Below are 22,983 nucleotides of genomic sequence, written 5' to 3'. Positions count from 1 at the left end.
GAAGTAAAAAAAGGAATCCAATCTCCTAAAACAGATTGGATTCCCTTGAAGCTATCGAATCGTGGTGTTCTGTATATTAGTAACCAGTGTTTTGATCTAACATACCGCCGGAACGATCCACTTCAGACTGTGGAAATGGAAAAACACTGAATCGGTCTTCCCAGGCACCGCCAAAAACGGTTGGACCTAAATCCCAACGAACGATGTCGAACCAGCGATGGGGTTCTAAAGCCAATTCAACCCTTTTCTCTTGGATCATTGCATTTAAAAGATCTCCGTCAGCTGCCGTAGTAGCAGCAAGGCCTGCTCTTGTTCTGATGTCATCGATTTGCATTCTGGCCACGCTAAGATCGCCGCTACCTCTAATTAGAGCCTCGGCATATAGCAATTTCAACTCCGCGAATCTAAACCAACGCTCATTGTTGAAATCGGCTTGTTGGTTGGGGGCATGGTTGCCAGGAACGGTATTGACCTCTCCCCTGTATTTTTTGAGCGTGAAGTTGGTGGAAGACCATTCGGTGTCATAGGGTAAAGAGGTGAAGGTAGTAAAGTACATGTCACCGTCTTCATACAGTATGGTCTGTTTTCTGGTGTCGCCATCTTCAAAAGAATCGACTAAATCTTGCGTGGGTGCCCACCACCCAAGTTTGCCTCCCGGAGCACCATTACCGGCATCCCAGTACCAACCTCTTCCTGTTCCCTGTGAGGCCTTGAAATTTTCGGAATGTGTATCATCGAATACCCAAAGGTTGTCATCGGATTGAGGACCGCCATACTGAACTTCAAAAATGGACTCTGAATTATTTTCGTTCGTAAAGGAAAATACATCCTCATAATTGGGTACCAAGCTATAAGGTCCATTATCGACAACATCGGCCAAAGCGGTTATCGCTGTGGGCCAATCTTCTTTGAAGACATTTACTTTTCCTATAAAGGATTTTGCGGCCCAGGCCGTAGCACGTCCGGTATTGCTTGCATCCCATGAATCAGGCAAACCTGCGGCAGCGGTGGCAAAATCGGCCAATATAAAAGTATACAGCGCATCTTGGGTAGCATTCGGCAAGGCCAAGTTATTAATGTCAGTCAACACCTTGTCGGATATTGGAGGTGTCCCCCACATCTTTAAGGCTTGAAAATGGAACCACGCTCTAAGAAACTTTGCTTCTGCTTCTAAAACCGTCTTGTCTGCTGCAGACAGCTCATTTTCTCCTTCCAGATTTTCCAAAACCAGATTGGTGCGGTAGATTCCCTCATAAATTTGTGTGTAAACAGCGGCATAGGGTACATCCGCTGCTCTTAATTGTAGATTGTCGATATCTATCGAAATCTGATCTCCAGCTGCGGTGACCGGATCGGCCGACACATCATCGGTAATGACCATTGACAATTTCCAGTATTCACCGCGTTCTGAAAGTGTCTCAGTACTGGTGCCCCAAAAATCTTGAATGGAAGAATAGGCGGCGAATATCGCTCCGTCAAAATCACCCCTCGTGTTGTAGAATCCATCGATAGTCACACTATCTAAAGGCTTCAGATCTAGCTCATCACTGCACGAAAACATCGTAAGGGCAAAGATTCCTACTAGGATTAAAACTTTTGTTTTCATAATTATTCTATCTTTTATTATAACAATTTTATTTGAAACTAACGGACCATCCTAATTGAACTACCCTTGGTAATGGGGCCTGACCGTCATCTTGTCCGGTCGCCAATGGGTTGTTTCCTTTCTGGAAACTCTGCGCTCGGCCTACTTCGGGGTCAAACCCGGTGTAACCTGTAAACGTGGCCAAGTTTTGAGCACTGACAAAAAACCTCATGTTCGATATGAAACCTTTCGTCCAGCGCTCCAGTTTTTCTTGTGATAGGTTATAACCCAATTGTACATTTTGGATTCTCAAGTAATCCGCATCTTCAATGAATCGATCAGAGATTCTATTGTTTCCATTGGGGTCTCCGATGGCCAATCTCGGGTTTGAACTGGAATTCGTAGAGCCTTCTCCATTCCATCTGTTCAAGACCTGAGTGCTAAAGTTGTTTGTGCCCGTCATCCCTTCTAGGGTTACTCTTGAGGAGTTGTAAATTTGTCGGTCTCCTACTCCTCTTAGGAGCATTGAAAAATCAAATCCTTTATACTTGGCCTGCAAGTTGACCCCATAAAAATAACCAGGATATGGACTTCCTAAGAAAGTTCTATCGCCTGCGTCTACTACGCCATCCCCATTGACATCCACAAACCGGACATCACCTGGAGAGGGGGTGCCGTTAGCATCGGGTACGGCAGCTGCAACCTCTGCTGCATTTTGGTAGAGGCCATTGGTCTTGTAACCGAAGAAATGTCCTAGGCTTTCTCCAACTATAGTTCGATGGCTCTGAGCACCACCAACACCGGCGATGATTTGATCTACTTGACCCAAACTTTGAACCGTGTTTTTAATGGTGGTTAGATTGACACCTATGCCGTATTCGAAATCCTCGCCTACTTTGTTCTTGTAATTCAATGCCAATTCAATACCTGAGTTGGTGATTTTACCCGCATTGGTAGGCGCCGGTAAAAAGAAGCCACTGGCAAACGGTAGTGGCAGTTGAACCAAGGCATTGTCGTTTGTCTTTTTGAAATAATCGAAAACCCCGGTTACTTTACCTTTAAACAAACTGAAATCAAGACCTATATCGATTTGTTTCGAAGTTTCCCATCCGATGGATTGGTTAGCAAAGGTCGTTGGAGCGGGTCCTACTACAGTTCCTTGCCCATCGCCGATTACATAAAAGATATTATTATTGAGTGTTGTTAAGAAGGGAAAGGTATTTGCTGTTCCGTCTCCAAGATTTTGGTTGCCCAGTTCTCCATATCCAATTCTTAACTTTAGATCATCAAAAGCATCGACGTTAAAGAAATCTTCTTGTGAGATTCTCCAACCCACTGAAATTGATGGGAAAACGCCATCTCTGAAGTCTTCTCCGAATTTGGATGTTGCATCTCTTCTAACATTTATGGTAGCCAGGTATTTGCCCTTGTAGTTATAGGTCAAACGTCCGATGATACCTTGAAGGGTAAATAAATCGGCTTCGTTGGCGCCTGCAACTGCCGTCCCGCTGGCCGCAAAATTATCATTGAATAGGTTTCTACCTTGGAGTCTTACTTTATTGAATCGGAATTTCGTTTGTTCAAAACCGAGTAGGGCCCCGAAATTGTGATCTCCGAAGGTCTTGTCATACGATAGTGTGGCCCCAGTGGTCACTGTTAATTCTATCGGTCTTGATTGCACTAGCAACGATTGCCTGTCTGAATTACCATCCAGTGTAGTGGCTGCTTGAAAGAAGTCTCCTGAACCAACATTGTAGTCGATACCTATGGAAGGGCGCAACTTAAGGTTGTCGATGATTTCCCATTCCCCGTAGAAATGACCAAGAACCTTTCTGTTCTGTATGGTTGTTCTATTGATCCGCTCGTCGGTAAGTAGCACTAGGTTATTGCCTGTGGCGTTTCCCCTAGTATCAGGATTCGATAAATTGTATCCAAATGGTCCATCACCGAAAATCTGGAAAAATGGGGCGTTTAGTGCTGCATTGAACCCGGCATTCAAAGCGCCTTCACTTTGGGTCAGTCTATCAGATTGGCTGATTTGTAATGATTCGCCAAACTTCAAGCGTTCTCCGATCTTGATTTCCGAATTTGCCCTAAGGGAGTATCTGGTAAAGTTCTGTGCTTGTTGAATACCTTCATTGTCAAGATAGGAACCAGAGATATAGTAGGTGCCATTTTCGCCTCCACCGCTCACGCCAACATTGTGGTTTTGAACAAAGCCATCCCTGAAAATGGCATCTTGCCAGTCCGTGTTGGGCTGTCCACTGAAAGCGGAAAAGTCTCTTCCCAGCTCCTGTTGAATAGCGATGTATTGTTGCACATTGAGCACATCAATGGTTTCACGTGCCGTGGCTAGGGAGGTATAGCCGTCGTAGGTGACTTTTGGGTCACCTCGGTTTCCTTTTTTAGTGGTGATAATGATAACACCGTTAGCACCTCGAGCACCATAAATGGCTGCTGATGCCGCATCTTTAAGAACATCTATCGATGCAATATCACTTGGGTTGATACTAGCGAGCGGGTTAGAGTCGGTTGTCGACGAAGTATTTACCGTAATGTTATTGGTTCCTACAAGGGGTACCCCATCAACCACATATAGCGGGTTGGCATCGGCACTCAAGGTGCCCACACCCCTAATGTTCACACTTATCGGTGCTCCAGGGTCACCACTACGGTTGGTGATGTTCACACCCGAGATGGTACCTGCCAAGACCTGATCGGGACTGACAATGGGTTGTTTTACGATCTCTATTGCGTCAATGGAGCCAACTGCTCCGGTAAGGTCTGCCTTTCTTTGCGTACCATATCCGACAACTACAACCTCGCTCAGTGCCTCTGCATCTTCTTGCATTACAACATTGATAGTCGTCCTTCCGTCAATGGCGATTTCCTGCGCGGAGTAACCCACATAAGAAAATACCAGGGTGTTCGAACCTTCTGGCACGTCAATAGTGTAGTTGCCGTCAAAGTCGGCGACAGCACCTACTGTTGTTCCTTTGACCACAACGCTGGCTCCTGACAAGGGCCCGACATCGTCAGCCACATTTCCGGTTACGGTCTGCGCCTGAATGGAAAAAGCTCCACATAGCAACATCAAAACAAATAGGAGACCATAGGTCCACGCCTTGTTCTGCTCTGTCAAATTTTGTTTCATAATCAATAGTTTAAGTTAGTTAAGTAATAATGACCTTTTGGGTTTTGCTCAAAAAAAACCGTAAAATGGCTACATCGTTCATGCATGTTCTATGATACTCTATGCTACAAAAACAAATTTAGAATAAAAATTGAATAATTCGATAAAAATGATGTCAAAATCAGCACAAATACAAAAAATGATGCTATTAATTTGGTGAAAATGTATTTTTTATGCCCTTTAATCGATCACAAAATATGTGTAGCATTCATTGTCTTTATTCAGATAAAAAATGGATTTTCCCGATAAGTATGTTTTTTTGAAGTAAATGAGCTTAAATTTTTAAAATAGCTGTTATTTGAAACCATGCTTATGAATATTGAAACAATTGTTATATATTTGACTTGTAGCATAGTATATCATAGTACTGTTTACGCTGTTAGTTTAACAATTTTTGAGTTATTGAAAAAGCCAAGAGATACCGCATCACTTGGCTTTTAGCGAATTTATGGGGATACCAACTTCGAAGTCATTAGATTTATCAGAAGATTTTGTATGATTGCAATTCATAAACATGACCGTAATGACCACCAATTTAACTTCCTATACCCATTGCCCTGTCCATGTCGATTGTCAAGAGCGTGATGTAAAAACGAGTCTAACGACAATCAGTGATGCGGATGACCTTATAGTTTATGATTTTCAAGTACGATGTGAGGCCCCAAAATTTCCGAAGCCGATTTCGTTACGATGGAAGTTTCCGGGAAAGAACGTGAAGGGCGTATGGAAGCCTTCCACGGACTTTTCAAAACGGATTCAGGCGGATTGGGAGTTGAAACCGATGGAATCTAGAATTTCGGTAGATGCACCGATCCTGAGTGTTTTCGGACACGATGACGTCAACGTATTGACCATTGCCTGTAATGATGCCATCAATACCCTGAAACTTGATGCCGTATTGCGGGAAGAGGATAATCATATCTATTGTGAAATCGTTATTTTTTCTAAGCCGGAACGAGCGATAACCGCGTATGACCTTCAAATACATCTTGATTTTAGGGATGTGCATTTTTCTAGGAGTTTACAGGATGTAAGTCCTTGGTGGGAAACATTTGAGGAACTGCGCCCAATAGCGGTTCCTGATATTGCTAGAAGACCTGTTTATTCAACATGGTACCAGTTCCATCAGAATTTAGATCAAGAGACCTTATTGAATGAGTGTCGCATTGCTGCTGAACTGGGCTATTGTTCGATCATCATCGATGATGGTTGGCAGACCATCGATTCAAATCGGGGATATGATTTTACTGGAGACTGGCAGCCCGATCGTATCGACGATATGGCATCTTTTGTAGAGAAGATACACTCATTGGGAATGCAAGTGGCCATTTGGTATTCCGTGCCGTTTTGCGGTGTAAAGTCAAAGGCATACCAAAAGTTCAAGGGAAAATTTCTGACCGAGGACCATCGTTGGGCCCCGGTCTTCGATCCACGCTATCCTGAGGTGCGCGATCACTTGATCGGCCTATATACCAATGCAATGCGCGAATGGAACCTTGACGGATTCAAACTTGATTTCATCGATGACTTTCGACTGTATGAAGATACTCCTATGGGGGCAAAAGATGGACGTGACTATGCTTCGATCAATCAAGCGGTAGACCGCTTATTGAGCGATGTGATGCTTGAATTGCAACAGATTAACCCAACGGCCTTTATTGAGTTTCGTCAAAAATATACTGGTCCTGCCATGCGGAAGTACGGCAATATGTTCAGGGCATTCGATTGCCCTGGTGATGCGGTCATGAATCGCATAAGAATTGCGGATTTACGAATGTATTGTGGTAACACGGCGATTCATGCCGATATGATCACATGGCATCCTTCCGAGTCGGTTGAGGTGGCTGCACTTCAATTAACGAATATCATGTTCGGGGTGCCTCAACTTTCGGTAACTCTGCAAGATTGCCGAGAAGACGAGTTAAATATGATTCGTTTTTATACCCATTATTGGAACCGTCATTCCGATGTCTTGACCAAAGGCCAGTTTAAGGCTACAAGACCTCTGGCGAACTATCCGCTACAACAAGTGGTGACGGACCGTTATACGATTATTGGCGTGCATGACGATTATGTCGTTCCCATAAGTTCAAGTACCGATCATATTCATGTTTTAAACGCGCAATTGGCTTCGGAAATAGTTTTGCGATGTTCGGATGATTTTGGAGAATTTAGAGCTAGCGTCTTTGATTGCCAGGGACGCATTCATCTAGAAAGTGAGGTTATCCTTTCAAAAGGATTGCACCGTTTGGAGGTGCCTGCCTGTGGAATGATACAATTCGAACGGATAGCGACATCATGACCGAAAAGGAGAAAATGATCCAGGGCCTACCGTATGATCCTCTTGACAAGGAACTCATTGCCGGTAGGTTGAATGCGCGTAGGCTGGTCAAGGAAATCGCTGAAATACCCATGGATAAAGAACGACAGAGAAGGCATCTTTTCAAGGAGCTCTTGGGTAGTACTGCTGGGCGATTTTATATTGAAAATCCATTTATCTGCGATTACGGCTATAATATTCATTGGGGCGAAAATTCTTATGCTAACTTCGGATGTACTATCTTGGACGCTGCACCGGTATACATCGGCGCAAATGTGATGATGGCACCGAGTGTCAAAATTTTTACGGCTACCCATCCTCTGGAATACAAGGCCCGAAATTCAGGAATCGAGTTTGCGAAACCAATAAAAATAGGGGATAATGTCTGGATCGGTGGCGGGGCTATCATTAATCCAGGGGTGACCATCGGAAATAATTCCGTCATCGGAGCTGGCAGTGTGGTGGTCAAGGATATTCCTCCCGATGTTGTGGCCGTAGGTAATCCGTGCAAAGTGCTCAAACCTATAGATAATTCGTAAATTGAAACCAACTAACTCATACAACCCAACTTTATGCTATCAATTGTCTCCTTCGTCGGTTTTACCCTATTAGTGGCTTTTATCGCCTGGTATGCAACCCGTAAAACCGATGAAAAGTCAGCTGATGGCTATTATCTTGGTGGTCGTAGTTTAGGTGCCATTACCATTGCCGGATCCCTGTTGTTGACCAATCTTTCGGCCGAACAAATAGTCGGTCTTAATGGGCAATCGTTTACAGAGGGTATTCTGGTCATGGCTTGGGAAACCTTGGCTGCTATTGCGCTCATATTTACAGCCATTTGGTTTTTGCCAAAATATATGAAGAAGGGGATTACCACAATTCCTGAATTTATTGAAGGTCGTTTTGATGAGAATACCAAAGCTATTTTGTCGATGCTGTTCCTGATAGCCTTTGGTATTGTACTCTTGCCTACTATTTTATATGCAGGTTCCAAGGCATTTATAACCATGTTCGAGCTACCTGAAACTTTGGGGGTGTCGGAAACGGCAGCTTATTGGATCTGTGTCTGGTGCATAGGTATCATCGGTATTATTTACGCCATATATGGAGGGCTAAAAGCGGTGGCCGTTTCCGACCTGGTCAATGCCATTGGATTGCTAGTCGGGGGAATATTGATTCCGTATTTCGGTTTGACCATGATTAGTGATGACGGTAGTATTGGTGGTGGACTGGCGAAATTATGGGCGGAGAATCGAGATAAATTCGATGTCACGGGGGATGTGACCTCATCGATACCGGTAGGAACCATCTTCACGGGTATGATGATTGCGCAAGTGTATTATTGGGGTACCAATCAATCGATTTTACAAAGGGTCTTTGGTGCCAAGAGTCTAAAGGAAGGCCAGAAAGGGGTGATGTTGGCCGCCTTGGTCAAGTTCTTGATACCCATTATCGTGGTCTTACCGGGCATTATCGCCTATAACATGTTCGGGTCTGAATTGAACGATGCCGATGCTTCGTACCCTGAATTGGTTCGAAGAGTATTACCAGGTAGTTTATTGGGATTTTTTGCGGCGGTTTTGTTTGGAGCTATTTTAAGTTCTTTCAATAGTTTATTGAATAGTAGTGCTACCTTGTTCGGTTTTGATCTGTACCGAAAGTTTTTTAACCGCGAGGCGACCGAAATGCAAACGGTTACGGCCGGGAAGCGATTTGGGCTTGGTCTGGCCGTGGTTTCAATGACAATAGCTCCATTTATTCGAAATGCTCCTGATGGGCTATTTTCTTATATTCAACAGACATTGGGGAGTTTAAGTGTGCCGATTTTGGCAGTAGTTTTGATGGGGATTTTAACCAAAAAAGTACCCGCATTAGGTGCTAAAATAGTTTTGATCGGTGGTGTGATTATGTATTTGATCAGCCTTTTGGGCCTAGGTCCCGTTATGGTTAATTCGGCTTTGGCCGAGGCTGAGGCCAATGGTGTCACCGATGCGGCGCAATTGGCATTGATAGAGGCCGAAGCGTATCCACACTACCTCCATATTATGGGTATATTGTTTGTGGTGAACATCATCATCATGCTTATCGTTGGTGCGGTAAAACCCAAAACCGATGTGTATGTGCCCAAAGTAACCGACGTTATCGATACTACACCTTGGAAATACGCTTGGTTGGCAGGGGCTATTATTACCGCCATGGTGCTGAGTACCTATTTGATTTTCTGAGGCACGGCATAAGGTAAAAACCTAAAATTGCATTTGTAACCCCACCGTACCAGGGCCGAAGTTGAGGTTCCAGCTAACCCTTTTTTGGGAAGCGTTGTATTTCTCATCATACTTTTTATCGAGATAACGATCAATGGATTCCACCGTAAAGAAACTAATGGCAACGCTCAATACCACGTCCGAAAGCCAGTGTTTGCCTTCCCAGAGCCTTGAAATTGCAGGGATGGCCCCCAAGGTATAGATTCCACCTTTTACCCAACCATTTCTAAATTGCTTGGCGATGGCGTGGGCATTGGTCATGGCAAGAATGGCATGCCCTGATGGAAAGGAATGAAAATCCTTGTCTCCGGCCCAGAGCGGATTGAAGGTGTCTTTAGACCGACCCGATAATGGTCGGGCCCGACCAAAGGCCGATTTCATGATTTGTTGCAACAGCCCTGCGGTCGAGGCCGACGAAATCAATAGAACCCCCGTTCGTCTAAGCTTTTTGTTTTTCGCGATCAACCCCACGGCATATACCCCTCCGGTAATCATATAGTTGTTGGCCGGACTACCATATTCAAAACCATAATCGCGAATGATTTGAGGAATATCTTCTTTAATTCCATCTGCATAATTGTAGACCGGGTCGTCAAAAAAGTAAGCCACTCCTGTACCGATCATGGTCACCCCGAAATCACCCCATTGATCTCCTTTCCAATGAAAAGGTCTTGAATAGGCATGGCCCATTCCTCCGAAAACATTCTTCATGTCATATTTGAACATGCTCCAACGCGATTCTGCGGTGTCAAATGCAGTATCTTGACCATGAACAAATATGCCGAAGGAAATGACTAGAAGTATACTAAGTTTTTTCATAGGAAGGTTTGAATGGTTGTACTCAATAAGCGGGTTTATTGACTTAGTTTAGCAATTGACAAATGAAGACAATGAACCGTTAATCCGATCCCTTGACATAATTAGGAAATTCGATAGTCTCGTAAAAGTCGTTCAATATGTTTTCTCGGTCAAAATTCTCCCAAAGCAGCATCTGTCTGGGATTATTAGGTCGCTCGACCCATGAATTGTCAATGAGTATCGGAGCGGGAATTGTTTGTGTCTCGGCCCAATCAGGATTCTTTAAAATGGCTAGGGCCACCATATCGAACAACGGTCGCGATTTGGTCTCGTTGGCTTGAATATGGGCTTCATCAAAGATGTGGGTAAACAGGTTCACCGAATAGTCACCGAAAGTCTCAAAAGTGCCTCCATGTCTTCCCGTAATCGGTTCGGTCGCTTTGGGTCCGATGCCCGTCATTTTATGTGCGATTTCATCTTGGGTAACCGCAACGGCATCTGTGCCCGAGGGTTTTCCGTAACGCACGGTCACCATTTCAAATGGAATTTTCGAGTTCAATACATAGTTCATGGCAATGGTGTCATTGTCTTGATTGTATTCTCCCGGTTCGGGATAGTTGCTTCCCAGCCAAACAATACGGGTGCGTTCTGCAAACGAAGGGTCTTTTTTAAGGGCTAAGGCAATATTGGTCAGCTTTCCTACCGCCACGATAATCACCGAATCCTCTTTTGTTTCATTGAGCATAAAATCAACACCGTCCTTTCCATCATACGCGTCTGGATTGAAATTTTTTGAAATCCCCGCGAAATTTCCTTCAGCTCCATTTAATAAGGGTAAGGAGTCTTTTAGATTACACAACTGCATCACGCGTTCTGCCTCATCATAATGGCCCTGTATTCCTTTTCCGTTGACCGTTGCGTTTACGGTTATGCCTTTTACATCGAATACATCACCGTTCAATAGTAGGTAAGCCAATGCATGTTGATCGTCCAATTCGTTGTTCGCATCGGTATCGAAAATCAGTTTGATTTTAGAACGCTCATTTTCCACTGTCTTTTCCAGGACCTCTTTTGAACTTCTTTTCGGGGTTTCCTTGCAGGAGCTTAAAACGATAAGTGAGATCAATAACAATGGGAACGATTTCATGCACAACGTTTTTAGGGAATTCGTATCACTGAAAAATACGAAAAATAGTGACTATTGGAAGAAAATTGTCGTGAAGACCTAAGGTTTGTGTACCTGTATCATCAATTGTTTTAATAGCGTTCGTTTCTAGAATACTACAAGATGAATTGATTCGAACAATCAATCGGTGAACTGAACCAAATGGTACGTTTTCTCTTTTTTGTCATAATACCCCAACATGAAGTCGTCATGATATTGAAAGGATGTTTCGAGTCCGACGCGCTTTAAATTGCCCAAATAATATGAAATTTTATCCTGGGCTGAAATAGTTGGTTTCTTTGGAGATAGTTCTAGGTTGTTTTTAGAGAGCAAAAGTTTGCGCTCATAGCTAAATGCGCCGAACTTAAAGCCGTTGATTGCAATTGGAGGGGTGAAATTTTGAATTGTTATCATACCCGCCGGTGTATTGATAATACTAGGTGCACCATGCATCATCATAGGAGCGCTGCTCTGTTGGGGTGGCATAAAACCACCCACGGCAAGTAAAATCGCATCAGCTTCTGAACTCGCTGATAGTCCGCTAAAGGGCGTGTTGATCAAAAGTTTTAGGAATTTTTTCATGCTCATTTCCTTTTTCGAGCGACTTGATTCGGCTTGCTGCCTATCGGCATTTACCATTTGTGAACTTTTGTCTTCTCCATCTAAGATTTCGGTAAGCGTAAAAGCCTGTTCGTCATCTGAATTGAACCTGAATTCTTTTAATTTCTCCTTGGTGTTCCATTTATTCAGTGTGATAACCATTTCTGATTTAGAGGTTATCATTGAATAAAGGATATCTTGATGCAAAAAAGAGTTGGCTTTTAGACGGTCGCCGCTCGAAAAACCTGCAGTGGGAATGTTATAGTAATCCGCTGTTCTCAAATTGTTTTTTAAGTCTAGGTATAATGTTCGCGTACCGTTTTTTCTATGATTTAACGTAATTGTAAAACCATTCTCATCAGGGAATACTTTTGTGTATCGCGAGTAGCGCATGGGCTCATTATAGGTTTTCGTAGTGATGGTCGACATAAAGTTTTTATTCAAAATTTGATCCAAATTGGTCAGTTTGTTTTCCTTATCATAGAATCGTTCACCATTAAAATCAAAGGACTTTTTATCATAGGAAACCCCATCAAAAGAGTAGCAGTTTATCGTAGAGCCATTTCTTTGAACCGTCAGCATAGTGAACTTTCCTTTATGGCTGATGTACTGAATTACCTTCTCTTTCTTTAACTTCAATTCGAACGTTTGATGTATTGATCCTTTTTCGCTACCGATTGTGATGCGATTAAAGATTCCCTTGCCCTTACTGTGAAAATAGATGCCGATCAAGTTGTTGTCCGTTATCTCCAGTCCACTGATATCTTTAAGCGAAATGGCATCTGGCTTCGAATGCTTTTTGCGCAGAAGGGTATTAGTTGTGGGGTTATAAACGATTTCATTGATAATGGATTCGTCTAAAATACTCTTGGATATCGAGAAAAGATGAATATTATCTTTTTTGTCGACTACGGGTAACATTGTAGTTGATTCAAACTCCTTGAGTTGCATTGCACTTGATATCAACTCTTGCTGGCTGAAGGAACAGATGGAGGAAAACAAGACTGGAAAAAGAACAGTTAGTCGGAATTTCATAAGAGAATGTTTAATGAGTATGTAACGTAAGATGGATGTGATTATTGAATTTCCTGAATTCAGAAGAATATTTGTTGCGCAAGTCGAAAGGTGTTCGCATGCGCATCTACAATGGTTTTGATATCCGGTGAATACCCACCGCCCATACTGCATTGTACCGGGATACCTCTTTTGTGGCAAATGTCCAGCACAAATTCGTCTCGGGCTCTACAGCCTTCAATGGTCATGCCTAAAGTACCTAATTTATCGGAGGCCACAACGTCGACACCACAGAGGTAAAATACGAAGTCAGGTCTCTGCTGGTCTATCAGTTGGGGCAGGGTATCTCTTAAAATGAATAAATAGGTGGCGTCATCCGTCTCTTTTTCAAGGGCAATATCCAAATCGGATTGCTCTTTTTTAAAGGGATAGTTACCAGCACCGTGCATCGAAAACGTAAACACCGAAGCGTCATTTTGGAAGATTTCAGCCGTGCCATTTCCTTGGTGAACATCTAGATCGACAATGAGAATCTTTTTGGCCAACCCCCTAGCCTGCAGATAGCGCGCTCCGATGGCCTGATCGTTCAGCATGCAAAAGGCTTCCCCGCGATTTGTGTAGGCGTGGTGGGTGCCTCCGGCGATATTCATGGCAATTCCGAATTCTAGGGCGAATTCACAACCTTTGATTGTTCCATCGGCAATAATACGTTCACGTTCTACAAGATCCTCCGTAAGGGGAAAACCAATTTTTCGAGCCTCTCTTGGGGGAATCTTGATATTCAAGAGGTCATAGAAATATTCTGGGTCATGAACCGCAACGATATATTTGTCATTGGGTATTTCCGGTTCGAAAAAGTTATTTTTCTCGCAAGTCCCTTCATAGCATAATTGCTTGGGAAGCAGGTCATACTTTAACATCGGAAACCGGTGCCCTTCCGGTAAGGGGTGTTTGTAAATGGGGTGGTACGCGATTTTAAGCATCGTCTTATCCTATTTTCTGATGAAGCGCCAATTGTATTCGTTTTCTAGGAATGTCAACTGACAAGACTTTGACAATGAGCTGCTCATTGAGTTGAACGTGCGCATTGACATCCTTTACGAAAGTATCGGATAGATTTGAAATATGAATCAATCCGCTTTCCTTGATGCCAATGTCTACAAAACAACCAAAATTGGTAATGTTATTGACGATACCTGGCACCAATTGCCCATCACGTAAATCGGTAATACTACGAATGTTCTGGTCAAAGGTGAAGATCTTGGCTTTTTCCCTACGATCAAGTCCGGGTTTCTCGAGTTCTTCTACGATGTCCTTAAGTGTGGGTAAACCCATTGTTTCGGTACAGTAGTTTGATAGATCGATTTGTTGCAATTCGCTTTGATTTCCGATCAAATCAGATAACTGTTTTCCGCTGTCTTTGGCCATTTGTTGCACTACGGAATAGCTTTCAGGGTGTACGGCGGAATCGTCCAACGGATTTTTTCCACCCTTGATCCGAAGAAAACCGGCGCCTTGTTCAAAGGCTTTACCGCCCAGACGGGGCACTTTTTTAATACTCGCCCTATCGGGAAAAGCTCCTTTTTCGGTGCGATAGGTAACGATGTTTTCGGCCAATTTGGGACCAATACCGGATACATAACTTAATAACGGAACACTGGCGGTATTGATATTTACTCCCACGGCATTGACACAGCTCGACACTACATTATCCAATGAAGTTTGTAGTTTTTGTTGATCCACATCATGTTGGTACTGGCCCACGCCGATTGACTTGGGGTCGATTTTCACCAATTCCGCTAAGGGGTCGGCCAACCGGCGACCGATAGAAACAGATCCACGAACGGTCACATCATAGTTCGGGAATTCTTCACGGGCGATTTTGGAGGCGGAATAAATGGAAGCACCGGCTTCACTGACTACGAACACTTCGACCGGGTTCTTGAAATGAATGCGTTTCACCAGACGTTCCGTTTCCCGTGAGGCGGTACCATTTCCGATAGCGATAGCCTCTATGCGATACGCATCGCACAGGGAGCTTATTTTTTTGATGGCCTCTGAACTTTTGTTTTGTGGTGCATGCGGGTAAATAGTTTCATTGTGTTGCAATTCGCCCTGTGCACTTAAACAGACCACTTTACACCCAGTTCGAAACCCCGGGTCAATAGCGAGGATGCGTTTTTCGCCCAAGGGAGCTCCGAGCAAGAGTTGTTTCAAATTTTTGGAGAAGACCTTGATGGCTTCTTCATCGGCCCTTTCCTTTGCGGATTTCAATACTTCATTGGATAAAGATGGAAAGAGTAGCCGTTTGTATGCATCCTCCAAGGCCAATTGAATGTGTGGCGTGCAAGAATTGTCAGATTTGATGACCCGGTCGGCAATAGTCGATAAGGTATACGTATCATCGATTTCGATCTTAAGGCGTATAAACCCTTCTTTTTCTGCTCTTAGAATCGCCAAAAAGCGGTGCGAGGGACAGCGTTTTAAAGCCTCGTTCCAATCAAAATAGTCACGAAACTTCTGGGCTTTCTCCTCGTCTTTCATTTTGCTGACAACCTTGGTGGTCAGCATTGCCGAGCGTTCGAGCTGCTTTCGAATTTGATTGCGTATTGAAATCCGCTCGTTGAGCCATTCGGCAATAATATGGCGTGCACCTTCCAAGGCTTCCTCTTCATTCTTCACCTGATGCGTAACATATCGAGACGCGGCAAGATCGATGTCGGTATGGTTTTGTGCCATGATTATTTTAGCCAAGGGTTCCAATCCGTTTTTCCTGGCAGTCTCTGCCTTGGTCTTTCTCTTTTTCTTGAAGGGAAGATAGAGATCTTCAAGTACGGTCAAGTTTTCGGCCCCTTGAATTTTTTGTTGTAATTCGGCGGTAAGCGAACCCTGTTCTTCAATCACCTTTGAAATACTGACCTTTCGTTTTTCCAAAGCTTCGAATTCAGCTTTGAATTGTACGATCGCACCAATTTGTACTTCGTCAAGACCACCTGTTTTTTCTTTACGGTACCGTGAAATAAAGGGTACGGTGCAGTCTTGGTCCAGAAGCGCTACCGTGTTTCTAATACTTGTCTCGGGGAGACTGGTATGCTTTACAATATATGGGATGATAGTCATTCTGTCGTATGATTTTATCCTAGGGAGCGGGGTACACGCCTTATCATGTCGTGAGTTTTAATAGAACTCAGGACACTATTAGTACAAAAGTACAGTGGAAAACTAGTTTATGCCCTCCCCATTGCCAACGGCATCTTCATCAGGATTCACAAAAACCAACTTGCCATCGGTATTCTCGGTCATCAAGATCATGCCCTCGCTTTCAACACCACGCAAGGCCCTAGGTGCAAGATTGATGAGCACGGTTACTTTTTTGCCAATAATTTCCGCTGCGGAAAAACTCTCTGCAATACCGGAAACTATGGTTCTGACATCAAGACCCGTGTCCACTTTTAAGACCATGAGTTTTTTGGTCTTGGCCATTTTTTCCGCTTCGACTATAGTGCCTACGCGCATATCCAATTTGGTGAAGTCGTCAAAGGTAATCGTATCTTTTTGTGGCATCAGTGCTTTGTTTGCGTTTTCGTTGATTTTCTTGGTGGCCTCTAATTTATCCAGTTGCGCCTGTATTTCTTTGTCTTCTATTTTTCTAAAGAGCAATTCCCCTTTGTTGATTTGATGACCTGATGATAGGAGGGTTTCCTTCTCTTCAACATCATTCCAGCCAAGCCCTTCGACTTCGCTTAGCGCGACATTTAGAATTGATTTGAGCTTCGTACTTGTAAAGGGTAAAAAAGGTTCGCTCAAAACCGCTAATCCCGTGGCGATTTGAAGTGCGACGAACATAATGGTCTTCACGCGTTCTTCATCTTGCTTGATAACTTTCCAAGGTTCTTCATCGGCCAGGTACTTATTGCCTAAACGAGCCAGGTTCATGAGCTCTTGCCCAGCTTCCCTGAAACGATAGCGTTCTATGGAACGGGATATGATTTCGGGATATTTTTGTAGTTGCTCAAGTGTTTCCGTATCGATTGAGGAGAATGGCAAAGGACTTGGAACAACTCCATCATAATATTTATTGGTCAGTACGACGACCCTATTGATGAAGTTTCCGAAGATCGCGACCAGTTCGTTGTTGTTTCTGGCCTGAAAGTCCTTCCAGGTGAAATCGTTGTCCTTGGTCTCTGGCGCATTCGCGGTCAAGGTATACCGTAAGACATCTTGCATGTCTGGAAATTCCTCAAGATATTCATGTAGCCAAACTGCCCAATTTTTCGAGGTGGAGAGTTTGTTGCCTTCCAAATTCAGAAATTCATTTGCCGGCACATTTTCAGGGAGGATATAATCTCCATGGGCCTTGAGAATCGAAGGGAAAATGATACAATGGAATACGATATTGTCTTTGCCGATAAAATGGACCAGTTTGGTGTCATCCGATTTCCAGTACGGTTCCCAGTCCTTGCCTTCGCGTTCGGCCCATTCCTTGGTGGATGAGATATAGCCTATCGGAGCATCAAACCATACGTACAATACTTTCCCTTCACCGCCTTTAACAGGAACTGGAATACCCCAGTCCAAATCACGGGTTACGGCACGTGGTCTCAATCCGTCGTCGATCCAACTTTTGCATTGTCCGTAAACATTGGGTTTCCAGTCCGATTTATGTCCTTCCAAAATCCATTCCTTTAGGAAATCTTCGTGTTTGTCCAAAGGTAAAAACCAGTGCTTGGTTTCTTTTGTGGTGGGTTTGGTACCGGTAATGGTCGATTTCGGATTGATGAGGTCCGTGGCGTTTAAAGAAGTCCCGCAGTTTTCACATTGATCTCCGTAGGCTTCTTCATGTCCACAATTCGGACAAGTACCGATTACAAATCGGTCTGCCAAAAACTGTTGGGCTTCTTCATCATATAATTGGGCCGTGATCTCTTCGATAAAATCACCTTGATCGTTCAATCTTTTAAAAAAGTCACCGGCTGTTTTATGATGGATTTCTCGTGAAGTACGCGAATAATTATCGAAAGTTATTCCGAAATCTTGAAAAGACTGTCGAATGATTCCGTCGTATTTATCGATAATCGCTTTAGGTGTTACCCCTTCTTTTTTAGCTTTCATGGAAATGGCGACACCATGTTCATCGCTTCCGCAAACGAAAGCGACGTCTTTTCCTCTCATTCGCAGATAGCGGGCATAGATATCCGCAGGTACATATACACCTGCCAGATGACCGATATGAATGGGTCCGTTGGTGTAGGGTAGGGCCGCGGTAATGGTATAGCGTGCCGGAGAATTCGAATGTTGGGCCATTGAGAGCAAATTTGGGCTCAAAAATAAAGATTTTTATGGGGAGGCATTCCGAAATACCTAAAAAAGAAAGCCTCCGCTATTACTCGGGGCACGAGTGCGAAGGCTTTACTAGAGTGGGGGTTAGATTTAGGGGACAAAAGCCTTATAAATCTTAACTCTTAAACAGGTGGCTTAGGCCACCATGACCGATTTGGCCATTTTTTGGTTTTGTACGTCGATGCGATAAATGTATTTACCTGCGGATAAGTGCTGCGGCATACGTTCTCGAATGTTCAGTTCGACCGAACCTTCCATCATCATCTCATTGTAGACCGTACCTACCTGTTGTCCTAGAATATTGAACAATTTAATATCGACATGAGCGCTAAACGGCATCTCCAAGTAAATATGAGGTGCTTGATCCGTTGGATAAAAGGGCTTGTGTACGATAGCGTCCAATAAGGAAGGGTCATAAGGTGTAGGGTCTACCGGGTCTTCTGAACCGGGTATAGTCGGTTCCCCGTCGCTATATACAATGTCGGGGAAGTCGATTCCACTACAATTGAACCCTAGGTTTACCGGAGCATACGGATGATCTAGTAAATGCTGTTCCACCAAAGGAATATCAACACATAACCATTCTGCCAAGACTGTGGCATAGAGGTCACGGAAATCCATGGTATATTCAAGATTTCCTCTCCCATCAGGATTGTCCAAGGTAGGATGTTCACCTACAAAAGCACTTCCGTTCAGTCCTGAACCAAAGAATAAGGTCGGAGCGGCCTTACCATGATCCGTACCGTTGGATCCATTCTCGAAGATACGTCTTCCGAATTCCGAAAAGGTCATACTCAATATTTTATCATCTTGTTGTGTGAAGGCAACATCATCGTAAAAATTATCGATGGCAACAGACAAATTTGTCATCAATCGGGCATGATTCAAAGGCTGGTTTCCATGTGTGTCAAAACCGCCCATTGAAATCATATACACCTTTGTGCCTAGATTACCTTTGATCAAACGGGCCAAAAGGGCCATTTGACGGGCAAAATAGTTGTCTTGATATTCTACTTGATTCGAGCCTCTCATATAGGCTTCATGAATTTTTCCGGCATACTCGTTGGTCACGTTCGAAACTCCTCGAAGAAACTTGATCTGATCACCGTACATACAAGTGTCATCTACTTCATCTACCGAATATTGAAGGCCTGTTTCGGCAATCTGCTCCAATTGGTCTACGTTGTTAGTGACAAAGGCATAATTGGTTTCTTCCCCTTCAAAAACTAGACTACCGTAGTTTCCTATTTGAATGGCAGCAGGCCCTTCAGGGCGGCTTCCTGGAAAATCTGATAAATAATCAGGATATAGATGCTCGAAGTGACGACCCATCCATCCGGTGTTCAAACCGGAAAACCCCGTGGTTTCCAAATCGGTATTGGCAAAAATATCGGAACCTGTAAAGTGCGAAAGACTCTGCCCTTCGTAACCAACGCCATGTACCGCTTTGAATTGGCCTTCCGCCCACATCGGCTGTACCGCGTTCATATAAGAAGGTATCCCAAACTCATCAGTGAGTTTCAGTATCTTACTTTCGGGAATATAGATATTGGGCCGGGCATTGGCATATGAATCGTATTGCTCAATGGGTATAACGGTACTTAGACCGTCATTACCGCCAGATAGTCTTATAAGAATCAAGATATTATCGGTCTCCGCCGCAGCTATAGCACTTGTAAGTGGAGACGCAGCTGAAGCAGTCAGCATATTGCTGCCCAACATCATAGAACCTGATCCCGCTATACCTAGGGCCTGCATAAAAGATCGTCGGCTCCATTGCTTGTGTTCGGTATCGTGGCCTTCATGTTCAAGGCCTTTATAAGGTGATAAATCGTCGTTATGGTAATCGCACATAGTAGTAGGTTTTATTTGAGTTGAAATTCTGGTTGTCTTGAAAGGTGCTTTAAAAGCAACTGTACCTGATTGGGTACTGAAGGGGTGATGCTTAACACCCACAAAGATTGTCCGCCATCTATATAATCGGGGCCGTAATAGATTTCGGGGATATCATCTATCTTGAAGGCCGACATACAGTTATTGAATTCTTCCTCGGTATACATTCCTTTAGGAGTTATCTTTTCTACAATGGCCCGTACTACCGTTTCAGGGTTACTTGTATTGCTGTTGGCGGCTCCAACGGCATCCATGGCAAATGTTCTGAATTGCTCCTCATCAGCCTGATAGAACCCATCGATAACATCTAGTAGGGTCAACCATCGTCCAATGATAAAATTCGTATTGATCCATTGTCGGTCTCTTTGCCAACCGGCTACATCGACAGGGTCGAACAATGTCTGCCCCAATAAATCGCTGTAGTTGACAGCGGTTTCAATAGTGGTATCCGTATAAGAGAAATTGGTCTCCTTAATAAAGTTGAAATACAGATCGAACGGACTCTTTATAATAACGCCGATGGCGTCGTCATCGAAAAAGTGTTCACTCTTGAATAACTGCGCCAATACTGGGGCGATTTCAAAGTTATTGGCGACCAAGGTTGCAGCCATACCCGAAATAATCGTATTGTTAATGAAGTCTTCTTTTGAATCAGGGTGTACAAAGAATTCATAGAGTTTTCGCGAAATGAATTCAGCAATTTCGTTCGAGCGCTGCGTAAAAAGGATATCGATAACATCATCATACCCCCAATTACCGGTTTGGCCCATGATGGTCTTGCTACCCGCGTCATGGCGTTCGGGGTTGAACTGTACAGCTTCGCAACCCAGTTCACCGCGTTCGACGTACCCGGTCAGAGCCTTTGCCGCTTCAATGATATCTTCTTCCGTATAGCCATTTTCATCACCTAAAGTAAAGAGTTCGTATAGCTCTCGACTATAGTTCTCATTTGGATTGTTCCCATTGTTGAATACGCCATCTAGATAATAGAGCATTGCATTGGTCAACCCGATTTCGCTGACGAAGGTTCTAAAGTTTCCGAGCGCGTTACGTTGTAAACAGTTAATGTACTCGTACAGAAAGGCATTACATTCATAAACATCCAATTCGGTCACAAAATGATTGCTCCAGAAGAAGCTCAACCGATCTCGAAGTGTATTGTTCAACATAGAGTTGGTGTACGTCAAACTGAATTCCGAACGCTGGGTTCTCATCAAAGTTCTTCTAGCGTCTTCATCCTCAGGATAGTTGCTGTTGTTCCATGTTGCCCAAACCGGTGCAGCAATGGGTGGTAAATTTTGGGCCTGATTGATCAGGCTGTCTACCAATTGGCCGGCATTTTGACCAATTTGACTGTTTACAAGTTGAACCGATGCGCTAAAACCTAACCTACGATAAAGGTGTTCCACTTGTTCTTTTGACAAAGCATTGGCGTAAGGCGCAAGAGTAGAAGTATTACAATTAACGAAATATTCCATAAGCAAAAGGGGCGTTAGTAAGTTTTCGTTCACAGTGCTTGGGGCGACTATTCACGTGGTTAAATTTAATAACGTGCTCAGATTGGTTGGTAGTATTGAAATATGTATATATTCGTTGTACTACCTAAAAATGTACGGTAATACTGTTAAATCAGACGTTTAACGACGTGTATTTTCGATGAAATGCACTTTTTCTGAATATTTAAGATTTTAATAATGGCAAAACATAACGAATTCGGAAAGGAAGGAGAGCAGCTTGCAGTCGACTTTTTGATTCAAAAGGGCTATGTCATCTTGAATAGAAATTATCGCTATCTGAAATCCGAAATCGATATCATTGCCGAAAAGGATAATATCTTGGCAATTGTTGAGGTTCGTGCGCGAAGTAACGACCAAATAATTCCAATAGCGGATACCATAACACCGAAAAAAATCAAGCTCTTGGTGATGGGGGCCGATGCGTATGTCACTTCCAATGAACTTGATGTGGAGGTGCGCTTTGATATCATTACGATATTGAAGAACAAGAAAATCTTTAAAATAGAACACTTGGAAAGCGCTTTTTACCATTTCTGAGTCGTGTGGCGCCATACCAGTGGAATGTATTTTTAGTACAATTTGTTTTATTTGTAACAAATTGTTATTTTAGCATTTAATCAATCAACCAATCATGAAAACTATTTCTTCTGTTGTAGAGCAGTACATCAAAAAAAAGCCGTTTTTACAAAGCGCGTTGGCACAAGGCATCATCAACCTTACGTCATTATCAAGAATCGTTAAATCTGAAATCGAGGACGAGCTCGGGAAAGATATTCGCAATGGTGCCATTGTGATGGCCCTAAAACGTCTTTCCGATGACCTGGAGTTTCGGGCGACCCATAAGATTATCAAGGTCTTAAAGAATATCGGAGAGATTACCGTACGATCTTCATTGACCGATTATACATTTTTGGCTTCTGATACGATACTATCACAGCAGGCCAAACTGTTGGAAGAGGTCAATCAGAACCAAGACGTGTTTTACACTTCTTCTCGAGGTGTAAATGAAATCAATATCGTGATCTCGAATATTATGGATGATACGGTAGAAGGATTGTTCAAGGCGGAGAAGTGTACCCAGAAGGCGGAAGAACTTTCTTCGATTACCGTCAAATTACCTGCAGAAAATGTATCGGTACCTGGGATATATTACTTTATTTTCCAGCGCTTGGCTTGGGAAGGTATCGTTTTGTACGAAGTGATTTCAACTACCAATGAATTTACCATTCTGGTCAATGATGATCAGGTAGATATCGCGTTTAAGACCATCAAGGATTTGAAGACCTTGTAGTAG

The 22,983-nt window shown here is 43.4% G+C and carries 15 protein-coding genes; 5 read left to right on the top strand and 10 right to left on the bottom strand.

Annotated features, from left to right (window positions below; genetic code table 11):
- Positions 1-76: 76 nt before the first annotated feature.
- Together ACKWCA_RS02645 and ACKWCA_RS02640 are read right to left on the bottom strand one after the other, a co-directional pair.
- Positions 77-1,606: a RagB/SusD family nutrient uptake outer membrane protein gene (locus ACKWCA_RS02645; protein ID WP_413976586.1), complete on the bottom strand. Its 1,530-nt coding sequence runs from the start codon at positions 1,604-1,606 to the stop codon at positions 77-79.
- Positions 1,607-1,634: 28 nt separating this feature from the next.
- Complete coding sequence (locus ACKWCA_RS02640; protein WP_413976585.1) at positions 1,635-4,739, bottom strand: SusC/RagA family TonB-linked outer membrane protein; 3,105 nt, start codon at positions 4,737-4,739, stop codon at positions 1,635-1,637.
- A gap of 562 nt (positions 4,740-5,301) precedes the next feature.
- On the opposite strand from ACKWCA_RS02640, the gene ACKWCA_RS02635 reads away from it, so the two are divergent.
- From ACKWCA_RS02635 to ACKWCA_RS02625, 3 genes are read left to right on the top strand one after another with little or no spacing between them, the layout of a single operon-like run.
- Positions 5,302-7,080 (top strand): glycoside hydrolase family 36 protein, encoded by a 1,779-nt coding sequence (locus ACKWCA_RS02635; protein WP_413976584.1) that lies wholly within the window; start codon positions 5,302-5,304, stop codon positions 7,078-7,080.
- Positions 7,077-7,637, top strand: a complete 561-nt coding sequence (locus tag ACKWCA_RS02630; protein WP_413976583.1) for a sugar O-acetyltransferase — start codon at positions 7,077-7,079, stop codon at positions 7,635-7,637. Before ACKWCA_RS02635 ends, ACKWCA_RS02630 begins: the two co-directional genes overlap by 4 nt.
- Positions 7,638-7,670: 33 nt before the next feature.
- The gene (locus ACKWCA_RS02625; protein WP_413976582.1) at positions 7,671-9,323 is read left to right on the top strand and encodes a solute:sodium symporter family transporter; all 1,653 of its coding nucleotides are present in this window, start codon (positions 7,671-7,673) and stop codon (positions 9,321-9,323) included.
- Between the two features lie 21 nt (positions 9,324-9,344).
- On the opposite strand, the gene ACKWCA_RS02620 is transcribed toward ACKWCA_RS02625, so the two are convergent.
- The 8 genes from ACKWCA_RS02620 to ACKWCA_RS02585 all read right to left on the bottom strand — a co-directional run bounded on the left by ACKWCA_RS02620 (position 9,345) and on the right by ACKWCA_RS02585 (position 21,650).
- Positions 9,345-10,181, bottom strand: coding sequence for a phosphatase PAP2 family protein (locus ACKWCA_RS02620; protein WP_413976581.1), 837 nt, complete (start codon positions 10,179-10,181; stop codon positions 9,345-9,347).
- 79 nt (positions 10,182-10,260) lie between these two features.
- Positions 10,261-11,307 carry a nucleoside hydrolase gene (locus ACKWCA_RS02615; RefSeq protein ID WP_413976580.1) on the bottom strand — a complete coding sequence of 349 codons (1,047 nt, stop codon included), beginning with the start codon at positions 11,305-11,307 and terminating at the stop codon, positions 10,261-10,263.
- A gap of 159 nt (positions 11,308-11,466) precedes the next feature.
- The gene (locus tag ACKWCA_RS02610) at positions 11,467-12,960 is read right to left on the bottom strand and encodes a hypothetical protein (protein ID WP_413976579.1); all 1,494 of its coding nucleotides are present in this window, start codon (positions 12,958-12,960) and stop codon (positions 11,467-11,469) included.
- Positions 12,961-13,019: 59 nt separating this feature from the next.
- Positions 13,020-13,922 (bottom strand): histone deacetylase family protein, encoded by a 903-nt coding sequence (locus tag ACKWCA_RS02605; RefSeq protein ID WP_413976578.1) that lies wholly within the window; start codon positions 13,920-13,922, stop codon positions 13,020-13,022.
- Positions 13,923-13,926: 4 nt separating this feature from the next.
- Positions 13,927-16,059 carry a Tex family protein gene (locus ACKWCA_RS02600; protein WP_413976577.1) on the bottom strand — a complete coding sequence of 711 codons (2,133 nt, stop codon included), beginning with the start codon at positions 16,057-16,059 and terminating at the stop codon, positions 13,927-13,929.
- 102 nt (positions 16,060-16,161) lie between these two features.
- Positions 16,162-18,243, bottom strand: a complete 2,082-nt coding sequence (metG, locus tag ACKWCA_RS02595; protein WP_413976576.1) for a methionine--tRNA ligase — start codon at positions 18,241-18,243, stop codon at positions 16,162-16,164.
- Positions 18,244-18,414: 171 nt separating this feature from the next.
- Positions 18,415-20,133 carry a DUF1501 domain-containing protein gene (locus ACKWCA_RS02590; RefSeq protein WP_413976575.1) on the bottom strand — a complete coding sequence of 573 codons (1,719 nt, stop codon included), beginning with the start codon at positions 20,131-20,133 and terminating at the stop codon, positions 18,415-18,417.
- Positions 20,134-20,144: 11 nt separating this feature from the next.
- On the bottom strand, positions 20,145-21,650 hold the full coding sequence (locus ACKWCA_RS02585) for a DUF1800 domain-containing protein (RefSeq protein WP_413976574.1): 1,506 nt from the start codon (positions 21,648-21,650) through the stop codon (positions 20,145-20,147).
- Between the two features lie 216 nt (positions 21,651-21,866).
- On the opposite strand from ACKWCA_RS02585, the gene ACKWCA_RS02580 reads away from it, so the two are divergent.
- On the top strand, positions 21,867-22,226 hold the full coding sequence (locus ACKWCA_RS02580; protein ID WP_413976573.1) for a YraN family protein: 360 nt from the start codon (positions 21,867-21,869) through the stop codon (positions 22,224-22,226).
- A 94-nt stretch (positions 22,227-22,320) separates the two neighbouring features.
- A complete protein-coding gene (locus ACKWCA_RS02575; protein WP_413976572.1) occupies positions 22,321-22,980 on the top strand; it encodes an aspartate kinase in 660 nt (219 codons plus the stop codon).
- The last annotated feature ends 3 nt before the right edge of the window (positions 22,981-22,983 follow it).

This window comes from Maribacter corallii, from assembly GCF_047345415.1.
Classification (GTDB): domain Bacteria; phylum Bacteroidota; class Bacteroidia; order Flavobacteriales; family Flavobacteriaceae; genus Maribacter_C.
The sequence above is the reverse complement of the archived record's forward strand: the minus strand, read 5'-3'. Positions and strand labels throughout refer to the sequence as shown.